At 53.8% G+C, this 19997-nt stretch carries 22 protein-coding genes; 16 read left to right on the top strand and 6 right to left on the bottom strand.

Features of this window, described 5'->3' with window-relative positions; all coding sequences use genetic code 11:
* Positions 1 to 17: 17 nt before the first annotated feature.
* The 3 genes from GALF_RS10880 (at position 18) to GALF_RS10870 (ending at position 1166) form a co-directional block, all read left to right on the top strand.
* Positions 18 to 374 carry a P-II family nitrogen regulator gene (locus GALF_RS10880; protein ID WP_013292833.1) on the top strand — a complete coding sequence of 119 codons (357 nt, stop codon included), beginning with the start codon at positions 18 to 20 and terminating at the stop codon, positions 372 to 374.
* Between the two features lie 103 nt (positions 375 to 477).
* Entirely contained in the window at positions 478 to 699 is a 222-nt protein-coding gene (locus GALF_RS10875; protein WP_013292834.1) for an SHOCT domain-containing protein, read from the top strand.
* A 71-nt stretch (positions 700 to 770) separates the two neighbouring features.
* Positions 771 to 1166: a DUF302 domain-containing protein gene (locus tag GALF_RS10870; protein ID WP_013292835.1), complete on the top strand. Its 396-nt coding sequence runs from the start codon at positions 771 to 773 to the stop codon at positions 1164 to 1166.
* Between the two features lie 158 nt (positions 1167 to 1324).
* On the opposite strand, the gene fur is transcribed toward GALF_RS10870, so the two are convergent.
* Entirely contained in the window at positions 1325 to 1756 is a 432-nt protein-coding gene (gene fur / locus GALF_RS10865; RefSeq protein ID WP_013292836.1) for a ferric iron uptake transcriptional regulator, read from the bottom strand.
* Positions 1757 to 1856: 100 nt separating this feature from the next.
* On the opposite strand from fur, the gene GALF_RS10860 reads away from it, so the two are divergent.
* The 7 genes from GALF_RS10860 to GALF_RS10830 all read left to right on the top strand — a co-directional run bounded on the left by GALF_RS10860 (position 1857) and on the right by GALF_RS10830 (position 8141).
* Entirely contained in the window at positions 1857 to 2174 is a 318-nt protein-coding gene (locus tag GALF_RS10860; protein WP_041938251.1) for a cupredoxin domain-containing protein, read from the top strand.
* Between the two features lie 10 nt (positions 2175 to 2184).
* A complete protein-coding gene (locus tag GALF_RS10855) occupies positions 2185 to 3009 on the top strand; it encodes an FTR1 family iron permease (protein ID WP_013292838.1) in 825 nt (274 codons plus the stop codon).
* A 5-nt stretch (positions 3010 to 3014) separates the two neighbouring features.
* Entirely contained in the window at positions 3015 to 3224 is a 210-nt protein-coding gene (locus GALF_RS10850) for a hypothetical protein (RefSeq protein WP_223293695.1), read from the top strand.
* Between the two features lie 435 nt (positions 3225 to 3659).
* Positions 3660 to 5831, top strand: coding sequence for a heavy metal translocating P-type ATPase (locus GALF_RS10845; protein ID WP_223293694.1), 2172 nt, complete (start codon positions 3660 to 3662; stop codon positions 5829 to 5831).
* 175 nt (positions 5832 to 6006) lie between these two features.
* Positions 6007 to 7056, top strand: a complete 1050-nt coding sequence (locus GALF_RS10840; protein WP_013294110.1) for a DMT family transporter — start codon at positions 6007 to 6009, stop codon at positions 7054 to 7056.
* Between the two features lie 133 nt (positions 7057 to 7189).
* Positions 7190 to 7510: a DsrE family protein gene (locus tag GALF_RS10835; RefSeq protein ID WP_013294109.1), complete on the top strand. Its 321-nt coding sequence runs from the start codon at positions 7190 to 7192 to the stop codon at positions 7508 to 7510.
* A 10-nt stretch (positions 7511 to 7520) separates the two neighbouring features.
* Entirely contained in the window at positions 7521 to 8141 is a 621-nt protein-coding gene (locus tag GALF_RS10830; protein WP_013294108.1) for a class I SAM-dependent methyltransferase, read from the top strand.
* Between the two features lie 693 nt (positions 8142 to 8834).
* On the opposite strand, the gene GALF_RS10825 is transcribed toward GALF_RS10830, so the two are convergent.
* Positions 8835 to 10028, bottom strand: a complete 1194-nt coding sequence (locus GALF_RS10825) for a pyridoxal phosphate-dependent aminotransferase (protein WP_013294107.1) — start codon at positions 10026 to 10028, stop codon at positions 8835 to 8837.
* A gap of 72 nt (positions 10029 to 10100) precedes the next feature.
* On the opposite strand from GALF_RS10825, the gene GALF_RS10820 reads away from it, so the two are divergent.
* The gene (locus tag GALF_RS10820; RefSeq protein WP_013294106.1) at positions 10101 to 11090 is read left to right on the top strand and encodes a serine/threonine protein kinase; all 990 of its coding nucleotides are present in this window, start codon (positions 10101 to 10103) and stop codon (positions 11088 to 11090) included.
* 210 nt (positions 11091 to 11300) lie between these two features.
* Positions 11301 to 11843, top strand: a complete 543-nt coding sequence (locus GALF_RS10815) for a DUF1415 domain-containing protein (RefSeq protein WP_013294105.1) — start codon at positions 11301 to 11303, stop codon at positions 11841 to 11843.
* Positions 11844 to 11866: 23 nt separating this feature from the next.
* Here the strand turns inward: GALF_RS10815 and rsgA are convergent, their stop codons facing one another.
* Genes rsgA through GALF_RS10800 form a run of 3 tightly spaced genes read right to left on the bottom strand, consistent with a single transcriptional unit; the run spans position 11867 to position 14318 of the window.
* Complete coding sequence (gene rsgA, locus GALF_RS10810; protein ID WP_013294104.1) at positions 11867 to 12739, bottom strand: ribosome small subunit-dependent GTPase A; 873 nt, start codon at positions 12737 to 12739, stop codon at positions 11867 to 11869.
* Complete coding sequence (locus GALF_RS10805; RefSeq protein WP_013294103.1) at positions 12740 to 13045, bottom strand: c-type cytochrome; 306 nt, start codon at positions 13043 to 13045, stop codon at positions 12740 to 12742.
* A 10-nt stretch (positions 13046 to 13055) separates the two neighbouring features.
* Positions 13056 to 14318, bottom strand: coding sequence for a M48 family metallopeptidase (locus GALF_RS10800; RefSeq protein WP_013294102.1), 1263 nt, complete (start codon positions 14316 to 14318; stop codon positions 13056 to 13058).
* Positions 14319 to 14400: 82 nt separating this feature from the next.
* Here GALF_RS10800 and orn point away from each other — a divergent pair, with 82 nt between their 5' ends.
* The 4 genes from orn (at position 14401) to GALF_RS10780 (ending at position 18804) form a co-directional block, all read left to right on the top strand.
* On the top strand, positions 14401 to 14946 hold the full coding sequence (gene orn / locus GALF_RS10795; protein WP_013294101.1) for an oligoribonuclease: 546 nt from the start codon (positions 14401 to 14403) through the stop codon (positions 14944 to 14946).
* Positions 14947 to 14983: 37 nt separating this feature from the next.
* Entirely contained in the window at positions 14984 to 16681 is a 1698-nt protein-coding gene (locus tag GALF_RS10790) for a diguanylate cyclase domain-containing protein (RefSeq protein WP_013294100.1), read from the top strand.
* 56 nt (positions 16682 to 16737) lie between these two features.
* Positions 16738 to 17178, top strand: a complete 441-nt coding sequence (locus GALF_RS10785; protein ID WP_013294099.1) for a universal stress protein — start codon at positions 16738 to 16740, stop codon at positions 17176 to 17178.
* Between the two features lie 777 nt (positions 17179 to 17955).
* Positions 17956 to 18804, top strand: a complete 849-nt coding sequence (locus tag GALF_RS10780; RefSeq protein ID WP_013294098.1) for an adenylate/guanylate cyclase domain-containing protein — start codon at positions 17956 to 17958, stop codon at positions 18802 to 18804.
* Positions 18805 to 18886: 82 nt separating this feature from the next.
* On the opposite strand, the gene hemH is transcribed toward GALF_RS10780, so the two are convergent.
* The gene (hemH, locus tag GALF_RS10775) at positions 18887 to 19972 is read right to left on the bottom strand and encodes a ferrochelatase (RefSeq protein ID WP_013294097.1); all 1086 of its coding nucleotides are present in this window, start codon (positions 19970 to 19972) and stop codon (positions 18887 to 18889) included.
* Between the last annotated feature and the right edge of the window lie 25 nt (positions 19973 to 19997).

Below are 19997 nucleotides of genomic sequence, written 5' to 3'. Positions count from 1 at the left end.
AAATCAGGAGAATCCGCATGAAAGAAATCAAGGCTTATATCCACAACCACCGCATCGCCGATGTGATTCGCGCCGTAAAAGAATCAGGGCTGTGCAACACGGACGGAACGCCTGGCTGCCGCAATCTTGCCGTCATCCCGGTGCAAAGCCTACTGAAGGCGGTGGACGCCAAGGAGCAACACTATTCCATCGAATTGGCCGAGACAGTTATCAACGAATCGAAGCTGGAACTGGTTTGCGAGGATCGCCAGGTGGACGAGCTGGTGGCCATCATCGGGCACGCCGCCCGCACCGGCCAAGCCGAGGCTGGCTGGATTTACATCAGCGACATCATCCAGGCAGTTCCGATAGCTGGTTGGCAATCCAAAACTTGAACGTAATGCGCCAATTAGCCGGAATTCTTGTGTTTATACATTGCGCTTGTCACCTTACGAACGAAGCAGGTGTGTACGTAATTAACGCAAAAAGGAGGAAATTATGATGTGGGAATACGGGATGGGCTGTGGATGGCTGGGCATGGCGTTGTTCTGGCTGCTGCTGATTTTTCTGGTTTTGGCGGTGGTCAAATATCTTGCTGGTAAGAACGGGGGCGGTAGTGAACCCGCCAAAGCGCTAGAGATGCTGGATGAGCGGTATGCCCGAGGCGAAATCGGTCGTGATGAGTATCTGAAAAGGCGGGATGATATGAAGGGGATTTAGCAGGAAGTTTCTGGCCGCTAGGGCGTTTGTGCGGCATGGCTTGGTTATAAATGCAATTCAAGGAGAACAACATGGAAATTCGTTATGGATTTGGCAAGAAAGCTGTACTAGATTTTGACAGTGCTTTGGAACAAGTGGTACGTGCTTTGCAGTCCGAGGGTTTTGGTGTGTTGACCGATATCGATGTGGCTGCCACGATGAAAAAGAAACTCAATGCTGAGATGCCACCTTACCGCATTCTCGGTGCTTGCAATCCCCCGCTGGCTCATCGTGCATTGCAGGCTGAGCCGTCTATCGGTCTGCTGCTCCCCTGTAACGTGGTCGTGCGCCAGGATGAGGAAGGCTCGGTGCATGTGGAATTCATTGATCCAGCCGCCGTACTGGATTTGGTAAACAAACCTGAGATCAGCCTGCTGGCGATTGAGGTACGTCAGCGGCTGGAGCGGGTATTGGCTGCTTTGCCTTAATCTTTAGGAATATGCCTGTGTCCAGTGCTGTTGCTGGATGGGTCAGCCTCAGCCAGCTCAAAAATGATGCTTGACAACTGGAAATAAAGAACTTTGCAGTTTTTTCAAACCCGTAGGGCAGGGAGATTCAGGCAATGAAACATTTGACGAGGGAATTTTCAGCTTTGTATTTTATTGGGGCATTTTGGCTTGTTACAGTCTGCGTAGATATAGAGAGAGTGGTCGTGAATGGTAAATCCGCGATCGGTGGCGGCTTTTTTCTGGCGTGCCTCAATAGTTGCGTCGTAAAACTCTTCGACATGGCCGCATTGCATACACACGATGTGATCATGGTGTTCGCCCTGATTAAGTTCGAACACCGATTTGCCGCCCTCGAAATGGTGCCGCATCAGCAGACCAGCCTGCTCGAACTGGGTGAGCACGCGATAAATGGTCGCTAGGCCGACATCGTCACCGCTGGCGAGCAGCAGCTTGTATACCTCCTCCGCGCTCAGATGGCGTTGCTTGCTAGCTTCGAACAGGCTCAACACCTTGAGCCGTGGCAAGGTGGATTTTAGACCGACAGTTTTTAGGTGATCAGGTTGGTGCATATCAAGACCTTTTAGATTTCTGAGTCATCATGTCAGGAAATACTTGTAATTGCAAATAAGAATGATTATCATTCATGGCCAGTTAACTACGGGGTTCGCCATGAAACGTCTTTCACTTATTTTCCTGCTACTACCATTCGCTGCCTATGCAGCCGATGCCGACTATACGCTGATCATCAAGGATCACAGCTTCCAGCCGTCTGAGTTAACCATCCCGTCAGGCAAGAAAATCAAGCTCTTGGTTGAGAATCAGGATGCCACCCCCGAGGAATTCGACAGCCACGATCTAAACCGGGAAAAAGTGATTGCCGGACGCGGCGCCGCGACGATTTACATCGGCCCACTTACGCCCGGACGCTACGCCTTCACCGGCGAATTTCACGCAGCAACCGCCCAAGGTTCAATCGTCGCAAAATAGGAAAATAATCATGTTCGCAACTGCCATCATTGTTTTCCGGGAAGTATTGGAAGCTTCCATCATCATCGGGATTCTCACTGCCGCGACGCGCAGCATTCACGGCAGCAAACGCTGGTTGGCCGCTGGACTGGTGGCTGGATTAGTGGGTTCGGGATTGGTCGCCGCTTCAACCGACGTGATCGGATCGCTGGCCAGCGGCATCGGTCAAGAAATTTTCAACACCATCGTACTCGGCATCGCGGTGCTGATGCTGGCATGGCACAACATTTGGATGGCGTCTCACGGTGCTGCGCTGGCGACCAACGCTCGTTTAGTGGGTAGTGCCATTCGTGACGGAAACAGCGAGTGTTCGGTGCTATTTGTTATCGTCGGGCTGGCTGTGCTCAGAGAAGGTTCAGAAACTGTGCTGTTTCTTTATGGCATCGCAACATCTGGTGAGGGCGGACAGTCTTCAATGCTGCTCGGCGGCATGGTTGGCATGCTGCTCGGTATTGTGGTTGGTTACACAATATTTGCCGGGCTGCTGCGCGTGCCGATGCGCTGGTTCTTTGCTGCTACTGGCATATTGGTGTTGCTATTAGCAGCAGGCATGGCCTCGCAGGCTGCGCATTTCCTGATTCAAGCCGATTTGTTGCCCAGCCTCGCCTCGCCGCTATGGGACACGTCTGCGCTACTGCCGGAAAGTGGACTAACCGGCATATTACTGCACAGTCTGATTGGCTATGACTCACGTCCGGCAGGAATGCAGATCATTTTTTACCTTACTGCACTGATTGTCATTTTCATCGGCATGAAATGGGCTGCTCGTTCGCAGCCAACCACGGTACGAAAATAATCATCGTGAAAAATTCTTTCGCGTTTTCGTTTGCTAATTTATTTTCTCTGGGCATCCTGCTATGCGGAATTGTTGGAGCGCAGGATGCTTTTGCCGGTGCTGCGGATTATGTCTATACCCCGCAGTCGAATATGGTGAGCGGGAAATTGATATCAAGTACGGCACAGCCTCGTCACAAGCCGGAAATCCCGCAAAAGTTGCCAGTATCGGATTAGGTTTCGGCGCAAAGGAATATTGGTTCACAGAGATATATTTAAAACAGGTTCGTAGCGGAAACACAGAGGTCACGCTGGCTGAATGGGTGAACAAGTTCCAGCACACCGAGACTGGTAATATCCGCTTGATCTTGGCTTTGTCATCGAAACGGAAGCCCCGTTAAAAGGCGATGCGCCGTGGGAGCTCAAGCTGGGGTTATTGCTTCAGACAGACTCCGGCAAGCTCCAGATGAATGGCAATTTGCTTTTTGAACGCGCATTTGAAAAGGCCGATAAAAGTGGTGTGCCATACGGCACCAATTTGACCTATCAGTGACAAGCAAGACAGGCCCAATCACACCTTCAGGATGCAGATTGAGTACGAGTTCTAAAGAAACTCAGAATTTTTCAAGCCACAGAAACCTAGTGAAGCCAAGGTAGATCATGAAACACTCAATGTTCAATATTCGTAACATGGACTGTCCAACTGAGGAGGCACTGATCCGCAAGCGTCTCGGATCGATGCCCGGCATCGGCGAGCTGTCGTTCAACCTGATAACCCGCCGTCTTGCCGTCACGCATACACTGGACGATGAACAGCCTATCCTCGATGCCTTGCGCGAGATAGGTATGAAGACAGACCCCGAGCCGCAATGCCAGTCCGGCTCCTGTTCGAGCTGCGAAGCGGAATCCCCCGTGGTATCGCGCCGGACATGGGCGCTGATGGCGGTGTCCGGTACTGCGGCCATGGTTGCGGAAATCGTCGCGTGGAACGGCGCGAGCGAGCAATCGGTCGCGGTGATCGCTCTGGCCTTGCTCTCCATTGTCACCGGTGGCCTCAGCACTCTGAAAAAAGGCTGGATCGCGCTCAAGAACTTCGCCCTCAATATGAATTTCCTGATGAGCATCGCCGTCATCGGTGCGCTTGCCATCGGCGAATGGCCGGAAGCTGCGGTGGTGATTTTCCTGTTCGCGCTGGCCGAGTTGATCGAAACGCTCTCGCTGGAGCGGGCCAAGAACGCAATCAAGGGGCTGATGGCGATGACTCCCGAGGTCGCCACCGTGCAACTCGACAACGGCGAATGGCGCGAGACAGCAGTAACCGACGTGCAGGTTGGGCAAGTGGTGCGCGTCAAACCGGGAGAGCGTATTCCGCTGGACGGCGTGGTCACGGCGGGCGGCAGTTCGGTGAACCAGGCGCCGATTACCGGGGAGAGCATGCCCGTGGTGAAGGCGGCGGGCGATCCGGTGTTCGCCGGTACGCTGAACGAGCGCGGTATGCTGGAGTTTCGCGTCACCGCAAACAAGGGCAACACCACGCTGGATCGCATCATCCACACGGTGCAAGAGGCGCAAGGCCAACGCGCGCCGACGCAACGTTTCGTCGACCAGTTCGCGCGTTACTACACCCCCGCCGTGGTGGTGTTCGCGGTTCTGGTGGCGGTCGTTCCTCCGTTGCTGTTCGGTGCCGCGTTCGAGCCATGGTTCTACAAGGCGCTGGTCATGCTGGTGATCGCCTGCCCCTGCGCGCTGGTAATCTCCACGCCCATTACCGTGGTGAGCGGGCTTGCCGCTGCGGCAAGGCAGGGCATACTGATCAAGGGCGGCGTGCATCTGGAGAACGGACGCCTGATAAAAGCCGTAGCTTTGGACAAGACCGGCACGCTCACGCACGGCAAGCCTGTCGTGACCGATGTGGTTCCGCTGGTTGAGTTGCCTGCCGACAGCCTGCTGCAACTGGCCGCCAGCGTGGACGTGCATTCCGAACATCCCATCGCGTCTGCCATCGTATCGGCATGGCAGACGCCTGCCGACGGGAACGGAACGCCGCGTTCGTTGCTACCCGCCATTTCGTTCGAGTCCCTCACAGGTCGCGGTGCCAAAGCGGTTGTCGAGGGGCAACTTTACTATGTGTGCAACCATCGGCAGATCGAAGAACTGGGCATCTGCGGAGTGCATGTCGAAGAGGCTCTGCATCGTCTGGAGCAGGAAGGCAAGACAGCCGTGGTGCTGGCTACGGCAACCGAGTCGCTGTGCGTCATCGGCGTGGCCGACACGGTGCGCGGCCACAGCGCGGAGGCTATCCGCCAACTTCATGCTCTCGGTGTGGCATCAGTGATGTTGACCGGCGACAACCAGACGACGGCCAGCGCCATCGCTGCCCAGGTGGGCATAGACGATGCGCGCGGCAATCTGCTGCCGGAAGAAAAACTGGCAGTAATCGATGAGTTGATGAACCGTTACGATCATGTCGGCATGGTGGGTGATGGAATCAACGACGCGCCTGCGTTAGCCAAGGCATCTATAGGATTTGCTATGGGCAGCGCCGGTACAGATACTGCCATCGAGACCGCCGATGTTGCACTGATGGATGACGATTTGCGCAAAGTGCCACACTTCATCCAGCTAAGCCGAAATACTTCCCGTGTGCTCAAACAAAACATCACGCTGGCCATCGGCATCAAGGCGATATTCTTCGCTTTGGCTCTGGCAGGGAAAGCCACGCTCTGGATGGCGGTCTTTGCCGATATGGGGGCCAGCCTGATCGTGGTATTTAATGGGATGCGCTTGCTCCGTATTAAGGGCGGTATTGAACGCGACCACATAAAATCTGGCCATACGAGATGAATATTTGGTACGGCATCCGAATCACGGCAACCAAGAGGCTGGTTATCAAGGCAGCGGAAACTGTATGGAATTTCAGGCATCAATTCTTACTCATGAGCCCGCTATATGACTGTTTAAACAGAATTATCCTCGTCAACCCCTGTGCTAAACGTTACATTGTTTGAAAGCGGAAAAGATGAACTGGAAAGAAGCAGTTTGCCAACCGGGCATACCCGCAGCAATAGGGGCAGCTTTGTTATTTGGCACGGGAACACCTTTAGCGAAGTGGCTGCTTGAGTCTGTCGATCCGTGGCTGTTGGCGGGATTGCTCTATTCGGGTTCAGGTATTGGTCTGCTACTGTATCGTCGTCTGAGCCACGCGCCTGCCGTACAGCTTCCACGCAGGGAAATAGCCTGGTTTGCCGGAGCAATTCTGGCGGGCGGTATCGTCGGGCCTGTGCTGTTGATGATCGGCCTGACCGGTATGCAAGCATCTGCCGCCTCTCTCTTGCTGAATGCTGAAAGTGTATTTACCGCGCTACTGGCATGGTTCGTTTTCAGAGAAAACTTTGATAGGCGCATCGCGTTAGGTATGCTTGCTATTGTGGCTGGTGCTGTGGTGTTAAGCTGGTCAGGAGACGCACATATAGCCGGGTTATGGCCGATGCTGGCAATTCTGGGCGCATGCCTGGCATGGGGCATAGACAACAACCTGACGCGTAAAGTATCGCTCACCGACGCTACATGGATCGCTTCGGTAAAAGGTTTGGTGTCGGGAGGTGTCAACCTGACGTTGGCCTTATGGTTGGGTGCTTCAATACCGGCACTCCCGCAACTGGCAGGCGCAATGCTGGTTGGCTTGCTGGCTTATGGCGTAAGTTTGACAATGTTTGTAGTGGGGCTACGTCATCTGGGCACGGCGCGCACGGGTGCCTATTTTTCAATTGCGCCGTTCTTCGGTGCTTTGCTTGCTGTGCTGATGGGTGAGCCGGTCACGTCACCACTGCTCTTGGCTGGGGCACTTATGGCGCTAGGTACTTGGCTGCATCTGACCGAGCACCATGAACACCGGCATATACATGCGGAGTTGATGCATGACCATGATCATACTCACGACGAACATCACCAGCATGAACACGATTCCCAGACAACACCGGGTAGCCAACATCGCCATTTGCATCGTCATGAAACACTGACACATGCTCATACACATTTTCCGGATGCGCATCATCAGCATAGGCATTAGAAAATTGCATTCAGGTTTTGAAATGTCTCTTTCTGAAATTGATCGAAGCAGGCATGCCTGAAGAGTATGATTGACGTCGTGTAAATTTTTCTACTACCCTTCATTGCTTGAAAATTAACATGCAGGAGGCACCATGAAACTTGGAATTGTTATTTATTCAAACGACCCGGAAACCGTCTGGAACGCTTTTCGACTCGGCTTTTTTTCCCGCAAGCAAGGGGATGCGGTTTCAGTCTTTTTGCTTGGCAAGGGCGTAGAGGCCGAATCGCTGGTTAGCGAAAAGTTCGATGTCACTGGGCAAATGCGCAGTTTTTCGGCACTAGGTGGTTCAATTTTGGCTTGTGGTACTTGTCTGAAATTACGCCAGTCTGAGGGATCGGACATTTGCCCGGTTTCCACTATGCAGGATTTGTATGCGCTGATCCGTGATTCGGACAAAGTGTTGAGTTTTTAAGGGGGCAAGTATGGATAGCAAGCAACATTGGGAACAGGTTTATGCGACCAAGCCATCTGATTCGGTCAGCTGGTTTCAGGAACATGCCGATCAATCTTTGCGGCTCATCCACAACACGGGGCTGGGTAAAGATGCGGCCATCATTGATGTGGGCGGAGGAGCATCTAACTTGGTGGATGACCTTGTGGCGGAAGGCTATACCGATTTGACCGTGCTCGACCTGTCATCAGCGGCGCTGACGGTCGCAAAGCAGCGTTTGGGAAAACAGGCGGACGCCGTACACTGGATGGAAGGCGATATTACCCGTGCAGAATTTTCCGAACATCGCTTCGATATTTGGCATGACCGTGCGGTATTCCATTTTCTGACTGACCCGGCTGACCGTCACGCTTATGTCGAGCGGGTCATGCATGCAGTCCGCCCGGGTGGGCATGTGATTGTTGCCACCTTTGCCGCAGATGGCCCGGAAAAATGCAGCGGCCTACCCGTGATGCGATACCAGCCAGAAAGTCTGCACGCGGAATTTGGTGATGCTTTTTTGCTGGTCGCGCATGAGAAGGAGGTGCATCACACGCCGTTTGGCACCGATCAGCAATTTGTTTATTGTTACTGCCGCAAGGGCAATAGCTAACGCATTCACACCATTTTCTTCACTTTTTGAGAGGTTTTTCTAGCTGAATTGCCTGCCATATAGCTGCCTGTCGTGAACGACTCCAATGTCTCGTTAGCTGACTTTCATAGCGCTAGTTTTACTGACTGATTTGGCGGAGTTACCGCCATCGGCGGTTCCTTTCTTGTCTCGCCAAGAAAGGAACCGAAAGAAGGCGACCCGGTTTGCCGCGCCTGCGGCGTGCCTTCGATAGTCACAAACAAACGGGGCTGCGCAACTCGCACGTTCCGACCTAGCGGCTGCTCAATACAGTGTTGGCTCAGCCAACTTTCGTGTTATTCGTTTCGCCGAAACTGTTGCAATGCTGCGCATCGCAACACGTTTTCGCCTAAAATCACCGCTGTTTGTAACTATCTTCAGCGGCGCACACGGGAATGGGATTGCCGTGTGAGGGGCGCGAAACCCCTCATCGGTCTGTTACGAGAGTGCTTTTTTGATGCGTTTGAGTGCTTCGATCAGGTTGTCCATCGAGGTGGCGAACGACAGGCGGGTTCAGCCTTCGCTGCCGAAGGCTGAACCCGGCTCGACCGCGCTACTGCTCGGGACTCAGACAGTGCTCGCCTTAAACCACCGTTTGTTTGTGACTATCTTCAGCGGCGCACACGGGAATGGGGAGTACGTTTGGGTGAGGGGTATTAACCCCTCATCGGTCTGTTACGAGAGTGCTTTTTTGATGCGTTTGAGTGCTTCGACGAGGTTGTCCATTGAGGTGGCGAACGACAGGCGGATATAGCCTTCGCTGCCGAAGGCAGAACCCGGCACGACCGCGACGCCGGCTTCCACCAGCAGGTATTCGGAGAGGGCGATGTCGGTCGGCGCTGTAATGATCCCTTTTTTGAACAGGTTGGCGATCGCAACCCTTGCATCAGGGAATGCATAAAATGCGCCGCCCGCCATCAGGCAGCTCACGCCCGGGATCGTGTTCAGTTCGTTCACCACGAACACATGGCGTTCGCGGAAGGCTTTGATCATCGGTGCGAGGCAGTTCTGGTCGCCGTTCAAGGCGGCTTCGGCGGCCACTTGCGAGATCGACGTCGGGTTGGAGGTGCTTTGTGACTGCACGTTTTCCATCGCGGTGATGATGGCTTCAGCGCCTGCTGCATAGCCGATGCGCCAGCCGGTCATCGCATAGGCTTTGGAGACGCCGTTGAGCACCATGGTACGCGAATACAGATCTGGGCAGGCATCGAGAATGTTGACGAATTTTTCATCGGCCAGCGCGATGTGTTCGTACATGTCATCGGTGGCAATCATAATGTTCGGATGTTGTCTCAGCACTTCGCCCAGCGCCTTGAGGTCGTCCAGCGTATACACCGCGCCTGAAGGATTGCTTGGGCTATTGATCACCAGCATGCGGGTTTTCGGCGTGATGGCGGCTTCGAGTTGTGCCGGCGTCAGTTTGAAACCCTGCGTGATGTCGGTGTGGACGATGACGGGTTTGCCTTCGGCGATGATGATGATGTCGGGATACGACACCCAGTACGGCGCGGGAATAATCACCTCGTCGCCCGGATCGATCACGGCGAGCGCCAGATTGAAGAAGCTTTGTTTGCCGCCGCAGGAAACCAGGATCTGCTTGGCCGTGTAATCGAGGTTGTTGTCGCGTTTTAACTTGGCGATGATGGCCGCCTTCAGCGACGGCGTGCCGCCCACGGCGGTGTACTTGGTAAATCCTGCATTGATCGCCTTGATGGCGGCATCCTTGATGTGTTGCGGTGTGTCGAAATCAGGCTCGCCCGTTCCCAGTGCGATGATGTCACGGCCTTCTGCCTTTAGTTTTGCGGCGCGGGCGGTAACGGCAAGAGTAGGGGAGGGTTTGATGGCCTGGACGCGTTTCGAGAGGGACACGGTATTTTTCCTTGGAGTATGGACAGTGGGCGGAATTATACACCTGAGAAGCGGGGTGCGGATTGCCGTACAATGCCGTCCATGGATACTCAACACCCTTTTAGTTTACTCACCCCGGACGTTGTGCTCGATGCGCTGGACAGCGCAGGGCTGGCCGGTGACGGTCGCCTGCTCGCGCTCAACAGTTACGAGAATCGCGTCTATCAGGCAGGCATGGAGGACGGGCCGCCGCTGGTCGTCAAGTTTTATCGCCCCGCCCGCTGGACAGAGGATGCGATACTCGAAGAGCATGAATTTGTTGCGATGCTTTCTGCGCGTGAAATTCCGGTGGTGCCGGCCAATCTCATCAACGGCACGACCCTGCACGAATTCAACGGTTTCAGGTTTTCGGTTTTCAATAAACATGGCGGACGGGCGCCGGAGCTTGACCGCCCGGATACGCTTGAATGGATGGGGCGTTTTCTCGGCCGCATTCATGCGGTAGGCGCGCTAAAAACGTATGTTCATCGCCCGACGCTGGATATTGACAGCTTCGGGGTCGAGCCGGTCGAGTATCTGATGGCGAACGACTTTATTTCGCCCGCCTTGCGTGAGGTGTATCGCGGCGTTGCCGCTCACGCGCTGGACGGGGTGAGGCGCTGTTTTGATCGCGCGGGGGAGGTCAAATCGCTCCGGCTGCACGGTGACTGTCATGTCGGCAACGTGTTGTGGACCGATGACGGGCCGCACTTCGTCGATTTTGACGACAGCCGCGCGGGGCCTGCCATTCAGGATTTGTGGATGCTGTTGTCGGGCGAGCGCGCAGAACAGACGCGACAGTTCGGCGATCTGCTGGCAGGCTATGAGGATTTTTATGATTTCAATCCGCGCGAGGTGCATTTGATCGAGGCGCTGCGCACCTTGCGCCTGATTCATTATGCCGCGTGGATCGCCCGTCGCTGGGACGATGCGGCTTTTCCGGCCGCGTTCCCGTGGTTCAACACCGAGCGCTACTGGCAGGATCGCATTCTGGAATTGCGCGAACAAATCGCACTGATGGACGAAGCGCCGCTGCACTGCTAAGTTAATAAAAAACATGCTCACGCGGAGGCGCGGAGAAAAGCTTAAATTAAAACTTTTTATAATAAGTACAACTGGTTACTATTTTTATAGCTGCCAGAATCTTGATATGTTGTATTTAAGTAAGGTTTTGTTTTTCTCCGCGGTCTCCGCGCCTCCGCGTGAGTCGCCTTTTACGTATTTATAAGCAATATATTGATCAGAAAGATAAACATGACTAACGACACCATCATCGCGGCGACTCAGGACTGGCTGGAAAAGGCCGTCATCGGCTTGAATCTGTGCCCGTTTGCCAAGGCCGTGCACGTTAAGAAACAGATACGCTATGTGGTGAGCAGCGCCACGACCGAGGATGTCCTGTTCGATGAACTGATCGCCGAGTTGCGCCGTCTGCAGGCTGCGGATCCGGATGAGATCGACACCACCTTGCTGATACACCCGTATGTGCTGACCGATTTTTTAGACTATAACGATTTTCTGGACGCGGTCGACATCGCCACCGCAGAGCCTGAATTTAACGACGCGTTTCAGGTCGCCAGTTTGCATCCGCAATACCAGTTTGCCGGCACCGAGCTTGATGACATCGAAAATTACAGCAACCGCGCGCCTTATCCGACCTTGCATCTGCTGCGTGAAGCCAGTGTAGACCGGGCCGTGGATGCCTTTCCCGATGCCGACCGTATTCCGGATGCCAACATCGAGATGTTAAAGAAGCTCGGGCATGAAGGCTGGGAGAAGCTGGGACTGATCAAATAGCTGTCAGGCAACGGGCAGCCGTATTACGCCTTGTTGGCGGCGATCTGCTGAAACAGTTCCAGTCGGCGTGCATTGATGTCGCCCTTTGCGACCGCCTCCAGCAGCGCGCAACCGGGTTCGTGCAGATGATGACAGTCGCGGAAGCGGCACTGGCCTAAGTATTTGTCGAACTCGATGAAACCCTGTTCGATCTCGCCTAAACTCAAATGATGCAAACCGAAAGCCTGTACGCCGGGGCAGTCGATCAGGCTGCTCTCTTCATCGAGTTTGTAGAGTTTGGCGTGGGTTGTGGTGTGTTTTCCCGAATCGAGCACGGTGGAAATTTCGCGGGTGGCCGCTTGCGCGTCGGGCAGCAGCGCGTTGATCAGCGTGGATTTCCCCATGCCGGACTGGCCGACCAGCACGCTGGTGTGGCCAGTCAGCAACGGGCGCAGCGTCGCGACGTCCTGAAGGGCTGAGAGTTCCAGCACGTGGTAGCCGATGGCGCGATAGGGCGCGAGTTGCAATCGGGCTGCGGCGGCAGGAACGGGTAAGTCGCATTTGTTCAGCACAATCAGCACCGAGAGATGCTGGTCGAAGGCCGCGATCAGGCAGCGGGTGACGACTTCATCGCTGAAAGACGGTTCGGCGGCGACCACGATGATGATTTGGCTCACGTTGGCCGCGATCAGTTTTGAGCGATAGGCATCCGAGCGGTGCAGCAGGGAGGTGCGCGGTGCGGTGCGTTCGATCACGCCCTGATTGTCGCCGCTCCGTTTAATTTCAACCTTGTCGCCACAGACCACGTCGCTTTTCTTGCCGCGCGTTAAGCAGGGCAGCAGACTGCCGTCGGCCAATCTCACCAGATACTGGCGGCCGAAGGCGGCGACGATGCGCCCGTTAAGTGTCTGCTCCATTTATTTGAGGTTGTAGTAGCGGTTGAGGTAGGCGCCCAGATGCTGCTCCTCCTGCGCGCTGAGATGGGCACCCACATTGCCGCTGCATTGTTTGATCTGGGCGATCAGCTGAGCGGGGGTGTGTACCTTGCGGTTGGCGCGGGTGAACATCGCGTTACCATCGCCGCCCAGCATGTCTTTATGGCAGCTGTTGCACTGGTATTTGTCGAACAGAGCCTTGCCGGCCGTCGCCTGACCGTCCGGGAAGGGGGCTGCCTGCAGGCCAGTTGTAGTCAGCAGCAGTAGCAGTGCGGTGATCCGTTTCATGAAATGCCTTTCAGAGTGATTGCAAGTGCCCGATGCGGATTGCGGCAGGCGGATGCGAGTCGTAGAATTTTGAATACAAAGGGTCTGGGGTCAGCGTGGCCGCATTGTCCTGATACAGCTTGACTAGGGCGCTGATCAGATCGGCGGCACGGGTTTTTTCAGCCGCATAGGCATCGGCTTCAAACTCGTGTTTGCGCGAATAGGCCGACATGATCGGGCTGATGAAAAAGCCGAAGACCGGCATCACCATAAAAAACAGCAGCAGGGCCAGCGCGGTATGCGCCTGTCCCGAACTCAGGGCGGGATCAACGCCCAGCCCCTGATAAAACCAGGGGGTGTTCATCAGCAGGCTCAGCAGCCATAAAAACCCCAGACTCATCAGGAAGGTCGAGACGATGCGCTTGACGACGTGACGGTGTTTAAAATGCCCCAGCTCGTGTGCCAGCACCGCCTCCACCTCGTTTACGTTCAAACGCGCGAGCAGGGTGTCGAAAAACACGATGCGTTTGGTTTTGCCGAAACCGGTGAAGTAGGCGTTGCCGTGCGCGCTGCGACGGCTGCCGTCCATCACGAACAGGCCGCTGCTGGTAAAGCCGCAACGGGACAACAAGGTTTCGATGCGCGTTTTCATCGCGTCATCCTGCAAGGGGCTGAACTTGTTGAACAGCGGGGCGATAAAGGTCGGGTAGAGGAACAGAATCAGCAGATTAAAGCCTACCCAGACGCTCCAGACATATAGCCACCAGTTGGCGCCCATTTTCTCCATCAGCCATAACACGCCGAACAAAAGCGGCAGTCCTAAAATGGCGCCGATCAGCAGTCCTTTTGCGGTGTCGAGCAGGTACAGCCCGAACGTCATCTTGTTGAAGCCGAAGCGCGCTTCGATGCGGAAGGTGCGATACAGATTAAAAGGCATCTCGAGCAAGGACGAGAGCAGCAGGACCGCGACGATGATGGCCATACCCTGCGCTATCGGCTGGCTGAACAGGCTTTGGCACTGTACGGCAATCCACTGGATGCCCCCGCCGATGGTGAAGGCGAGCAGCAGCAGGGCGTCGAACTGGATTCCAAGCGTCGAGAATCGGGTCTTGGCGGTCGTGTAGTCGGCGGCCTTCTGGTGGTCGGAGAGCTCAATTTGTCCGCTGAAAGCGTCCGGTACGGCGGCGCGGTGAGCGGCGATATGGGATACATGACGGCGCGCCAGCCATAGCTTCAGGACGGTCGATAGGGCGAGGATTTCGATAAAAAGGTAGCTGAATTGTGTGGCTGACATAAAGGATATACGTTTTTGTGGTATGGGTAATCGCGGTTGTGACACAATACGCGTCCGACCGTTCTCTACAAGCGCACGAATTATGGCACAAAATCAAAACCACCTTGTCTGGATAGACATGGAAATGACCGGCTTGAACCCGGATACCGACCGCATCATCGAAGTCGCAATCGTTGTGACAGACAGTAATCTGGAGACCATCGCCGAAGCGCCGGTGCTGGTCGTACATCAGCCCGACAGCATCATGGACGGCATGGACGCATGGAATAAATCCACGCACGGCAAATCAGGCCTGATCGAACGGGTCAAAGCATCGACCCTGAATGAAGCGGCCGTGTCTGCGCAAATGGTCGCATTCCTCAAGGAATATGTGCCTATCCGCACCTCCCCTATGTGCGGCAACTCGATTTGTCAGGACAGGCGTTTTATGGCGCGCTGGATGCCGGAATTCGAGGAGTACTTCCATTACCGCAATTTAGATGTCAGTACGCTCAAGGAATTGGCCCGTCGCTGGAAGCCCGATATGGCAAAAGGCGTCAAAAAACACGGCAAACACGAGGCGCTCGCCGACATTTACGAGTCGATCGAAGAGCTCAAACACTATCGCGAGCATTTCATCAAACTGTGATTGCTTTCCATCGCCGGCTTTTTTGAGGTTATTTTAGATGAATTTAAAATTGAGCTGGCGGGAATTAGGGGTGCAGAAAAAACTGCACATCCTGATACAGGGATCGCTGATCATCTTGTTCCTTATCTCGATGAACTGGGTGATCGAGCGTTTCGAGACGCAGATCATCAGCCATGCCGAGCAGCGTGCGGATGAAACGGCAGACGGCTTGATCAACGGCATGAACTTGCTGATGCTGACCGGCGCGATATCGAACCCGCTCAATCGACAGTTGCTGCTGGAAAAGACGCGACGCTCCGAGGGAGTGCGCGAGTTGCGCATCGTTCGGGGCGATTCTGTGGTGTCTCAGTTTGGGCCGGGGCTGCCTGAGGAGCGCGCGCAGGACGATATGGACCGCACCGCACTGGCCACCGGAAAATCGGCGTTCCGGCGTATAGACGAACCGGGAAAACCGCCGATGCTGCGGGTTGTCGTGCCCTTCATCGCACAAAAGGATTTTCGCGGCACGAACTGCATGTCCTGTCACAATGCGGCCGAGGGCAGTGTCAACGGACTGGCCAGCGTCAATATTGATTTGAGTCAGGACATGGCTAATCTGGCCGACATTAAGCGCAGCTTGTGGATCGGTCACTTGCTGATTCAGCTGTTTCTTTCCTGGCTGATCTGGCTGTTTGTGCGCAATCTGATCGAGCGGAATATTGCGGATCCTGTCAAAAAATTGAAGCTGACCATGGCGGAAATACAGCACAACAACGATCTGTCCAAGCGGGCGGATGTCGATGAGCGCAATCCGGATATCGGCGATATGGCCCGCTCTTTTAATTCCTTGCTGGGTACGCTCGAGCAGGCCAACGAGCGGCTGGAACTGTTTGCCAAGATGTTTGAAAATAGCAGCGAAGCGATCATCATCACCGATGCGGATAAGCGTATTCTGACGGTGAATCCTGCGTTCGAGCTGATTACCCAGTACCGCAGTGAGGAAGTGATCGGGTGCGATCCTAAAATTTTGAGTTCAGGTAAGCAGACCGCTGAATACTATCAGGCCATGTGGTCGACGATCGAGGCCGCTGGCAAGTGGTCGGGTGAAATCTGGAATCGCCGCAAAAACGGTGAGGTGTATCCGCAGTGGCTGTCCATCGGTGCGGTTAAAAACCACAACGGGAAAGTGATTAATTATATTTCGCTGTTCTCTGATATCACGCAGCGCAAAGAGGATGAACATAGAATCGAGATGCTCGCGCATTACGATGTGCTGACGAAGTTACCCAACCGTGCCTTGTTTGCCGACCGACTTCAGCATGCTTTGCAGGTTGCTGATCGCAGTCACCGCAAGGTCGGCTTGATGTTTCTCGATCTGGATAAATTTAAAGCCATCAACGATACGCTGGGGCATTTGGCAGGGGATCAGCTTTTGCAATCGGTTGCGGAAAGGCTTTCCCGTTGTGTGCGTCAGTCGGACACGGTTTGCCGGCAGGGCGGCGATGAATTCATGATCCTGCTCGAGGAGATCCATTCGCCTCTGGACATCGAAGGGGTCGCTCAGAAAATTGCGCTCGAAATGTCGATGCCGCACCAGATGGGTGAAGAATCGCGTGTCGTGAGCTTCAGTATCGGTGCGGCTATTTACCCGGACCATGCGATCGACAGTGAAAAATTGTCGCAGTGTGCCGATCAGGCCATGTATCAGGCTAAAGAGGCGGGCAGAAATAATTTTAAACTGTATGGCGCAGGGTAATTTTGCCGGGTTTATACTGCGCGGTGAAACCGCTTTGTTAACACGAGGAGATCGTCATGTATAAACGTATTCTGGTTCCGATCGACGGCAGCAGCACTTCCGACCGTGCATTGCAGGAGGCGATCAAGTTGATCGATGCGCAACCGGCCCTGTTACGGCTGGTGCATGTGGTGGATGATTTGCAGTTTCTCGATACCGAAGGCTATGTCGATTACGCGGAACTGCGCGATCTGACCCGTAAAATCGGCGAACGCGCACTGCAAAAAGCCCGCGAAATCGCGCAGCAGGCCGACATCACGGCCGAGACCTCACTGCTGGACGCCAACGGCGAGCGCATTGCGCAGGTGCTCGACGCGGAGGCCAATAGTTGGTCAGCCGATCTGATCGTGATCGGCACGCACGGACGTTCCGGTTTCAACCATCTGCTGTTTGGCAGCGTTGCCGAAGGCGTCGTGCGGGGCGCCTCCGTCCCCGTCTTGCTGGTGCGCAGCGAATAGCGTTAATCCTCAACGGCTTTTCATCCATGAGAATGCTTCTCGCAGCGCTATTGCGAGTATTTTGTGCCTTCATTTCATTGAATTTCCGCCGCAGTCTGTCTTCGAATGAAGTAGCTTGAGGCGGGGAAATCCGCGACTTACCAGCTCGCTGGCTTAGTCGAATGGCGAGTTGTTTCATCAACGAAAAAAGCAAATAAATCCGCATTCACCTAGGCCTTTTGGCATAGTGTTTTTATCTGTATGCATGCGCAAAAATCCCTCAACGGTTACTCAGCGCGATATTTATCAGCCGGATCTTGCTGCAGACGTGGCGACGACAAAATGATGGCAGGCAGGGAATTTGGCGTACGCGTCAGTCGATTGGGCGCAAGCCGCAGGCAAATTTTCAGGATCTGTATTCAATTAAGCATCATCCGGGAGCAAGTTAAGTTGATCTGCAGGCAAGTTAACAGGATCTGCGAACAAGTTAATAGGTGCGGCAGACTAGCTCGGGTAATGGGTGCCGTGTCACGAGCATCTGAGTAGGTTCGCGGATGAACTCATCTTGCTCGCAGATCAACTGAAATTGATGGCAGATCCTATTAAATTGAGTGCATCACCCGCAAGGATAAGTGGCGAACCCGCGGGGGGAATAAAAAATCACGCCGTAGCAACGATAGATTCATCCGATATTCGTAATGGGCCAATTTTTTACTCAATCGGTTGTTAAATCACAATTCAGTCAGTAAATCGTGGTATTTTCCATCGAACCCTTAAAAATAAACTGAAAACGTTTCTATGCAAGATAAATATCCAACGGAAAAATCCAAGCGAATTCTCATGTTCTGCGACCTTCGTGATTCCACGGATATACTTTTAAATTTCGAGCAAAATATATATCGTGATGATCAACTAGGCGAGACAGGGTCTTTTACTTACAAGAATTTCATCATGGATGTTCATGAAGCAATTTATAAAGAATTTTATTTAGAGCATGAAAATACCTTCTTCGAGATTTACGGTGACGGTGTACTGAGCATTTTCCCAGAAGACAATACTAAGTTCATTTTGGAAAACATTCACCGTTTAACGAATCGGATGCGTATTTACAACGAAGCGAATGGTGTAGGCATATTAAAGCCACTCATCGATATTGGTTTCAGCCTAGCCATTGGAGATATTTCCTTCGTTTATTTTTCTCTGGACAAACGGTACCACCCGATTGGCCGGTGCGTTCATGAGGGCGCCAGAATCGAGAGCCTTTCCAAATTTTACGATGCGCGGGTACTTATTTCCGGCCAATTTCTTTCTTATTCTGAAGAGTATATAAAAATTGATACTCGCTTCTCCTACCGTTTCATTGATCACGTGATCCTAAAGGGTTTTAGGGAACCTATCACTATTTTTGAGCTTCTCCTCGATAATGATCCCAGATTTGAAATCAAGAAAAATTCCATTCAGGCATATTCCGAGGCATACGCCAAATACCGCAATAAGGAATGGGGGGCTGCAAGGGAGCTTTTTAAAAAAATTCACGGCGAATACGGCCTTGGGATAGGACTGGTCATGGCTTCACGATGTGAAATTCTGTCCAAAAACCCACCAGGCAATAATTGGAACGGCGTATGGAAAATGAAGGATAAATAGTGGCAGTCACTATTGAGTGTGGCAGATATTAAAAGCCCCCGAATAGAATAATTTCGGGGGCTTTGCTTAAAACTAGGAAGTATTATTTTGCGCCCATCGCCAGTGCCAGTAAGCGCCCCTTTTCGCGATCGGCGGCATCGGGCAGATTCAGCCAGCCCTGCAGATTGTCTATCACGAGATCGGTCAATGCCTGCATCCAGTCGTCCCGGTCGTTGAGGCAGGGAATGTAATGATATTCGCCGCCGCCAGCATGTTGAAAATCCTCGCGCCCTTCCATGGCGATTTCTTCCAGCGTTTCCAGACAGTCGCCGACAAACCCCGGACAGACAATATCTACGCGACGCGTTTTCTGCCGGCCCAGTTCCAGTAAGGTGGCGGTCGTGTAGGGTTTAATCCATTCGGCGCGCCCGAAACGCGACTGGAAGCTGACCACGTACTGCTCACGCGTCAATCCGAGCGCTTCGGCGAGCAAGCGTCCGGACTTGTGGCATTCGCAGTGGTAGGGGTCGCCCTTGTCCAGCGTGTATTGCGGCACGCCGTGAAAACTCATCACCAGTTTTTCCGGACGACCGTGCTTTGCCCAGTACTCGTTGATGTTGGCTGCCAGTGATTTGATATAGCCTGCGTCATCGTGGAAATGCTTGACGGTACGGATGGCCGGCATATTGCGCATTTTTTGCAGTTCGGCAAAAACCTGATCGAATACGGGTGCGGTCGAGCTGGCCGCATATTGCGGAAACAGCGGCACGACAAGGATGCGCTGGCAGTTTTGTGCTTTCAGGCGGCGCAGGGCATCGGGTATCGACGGATTTCCGTAAGTCATCGCGAATTCAACGGCGAAGGGCGCGCGGGTGCGCTCAGCCAGATAGCCTTGCAACATGATCGCCTGCTTTTCCGTGTAGACGCGCAAAGGGGAGCCTTCAGCGAGCCAGACGCTGGCATATTTCGCGGCGGATTTTTTCGGTCGCACGTTCAAAATGATGCCATTGAGAATCAGCCACCAGAGGACTTTGGGGATTTCCACAACGCGCGGATCGCCCAGAAACTGTTTGAGATAGGGGCGCACTGCCTGTGCGGTGGGGGCATCGGGGGTGCCTAAGTTGACCAGCAAAATGCCGGTTTTTTCGGGTGTGCCGTGAGTGTAGCCGGGTTCGATAGCGTAGGTCATAGTCGGTTTGAGTTGGGTTTAGTGT

Source organism: Gallionella capsiferriformans ES-2 (genome assembly GCF_000145255.1).
In the GTDB taxonomy this organism is placed as follows: domain Bacteria; phylum Pseudomonadota; class Gammaproteobacteria; order Burkholderiales; family Gallionellaceae; genus Gallionella; species Gallionella capsiferriformans.
Note: the sequence above shows the minus strand (reverse complement) of the source record. Positions and strands in the feature narration are given on the sequence as shown.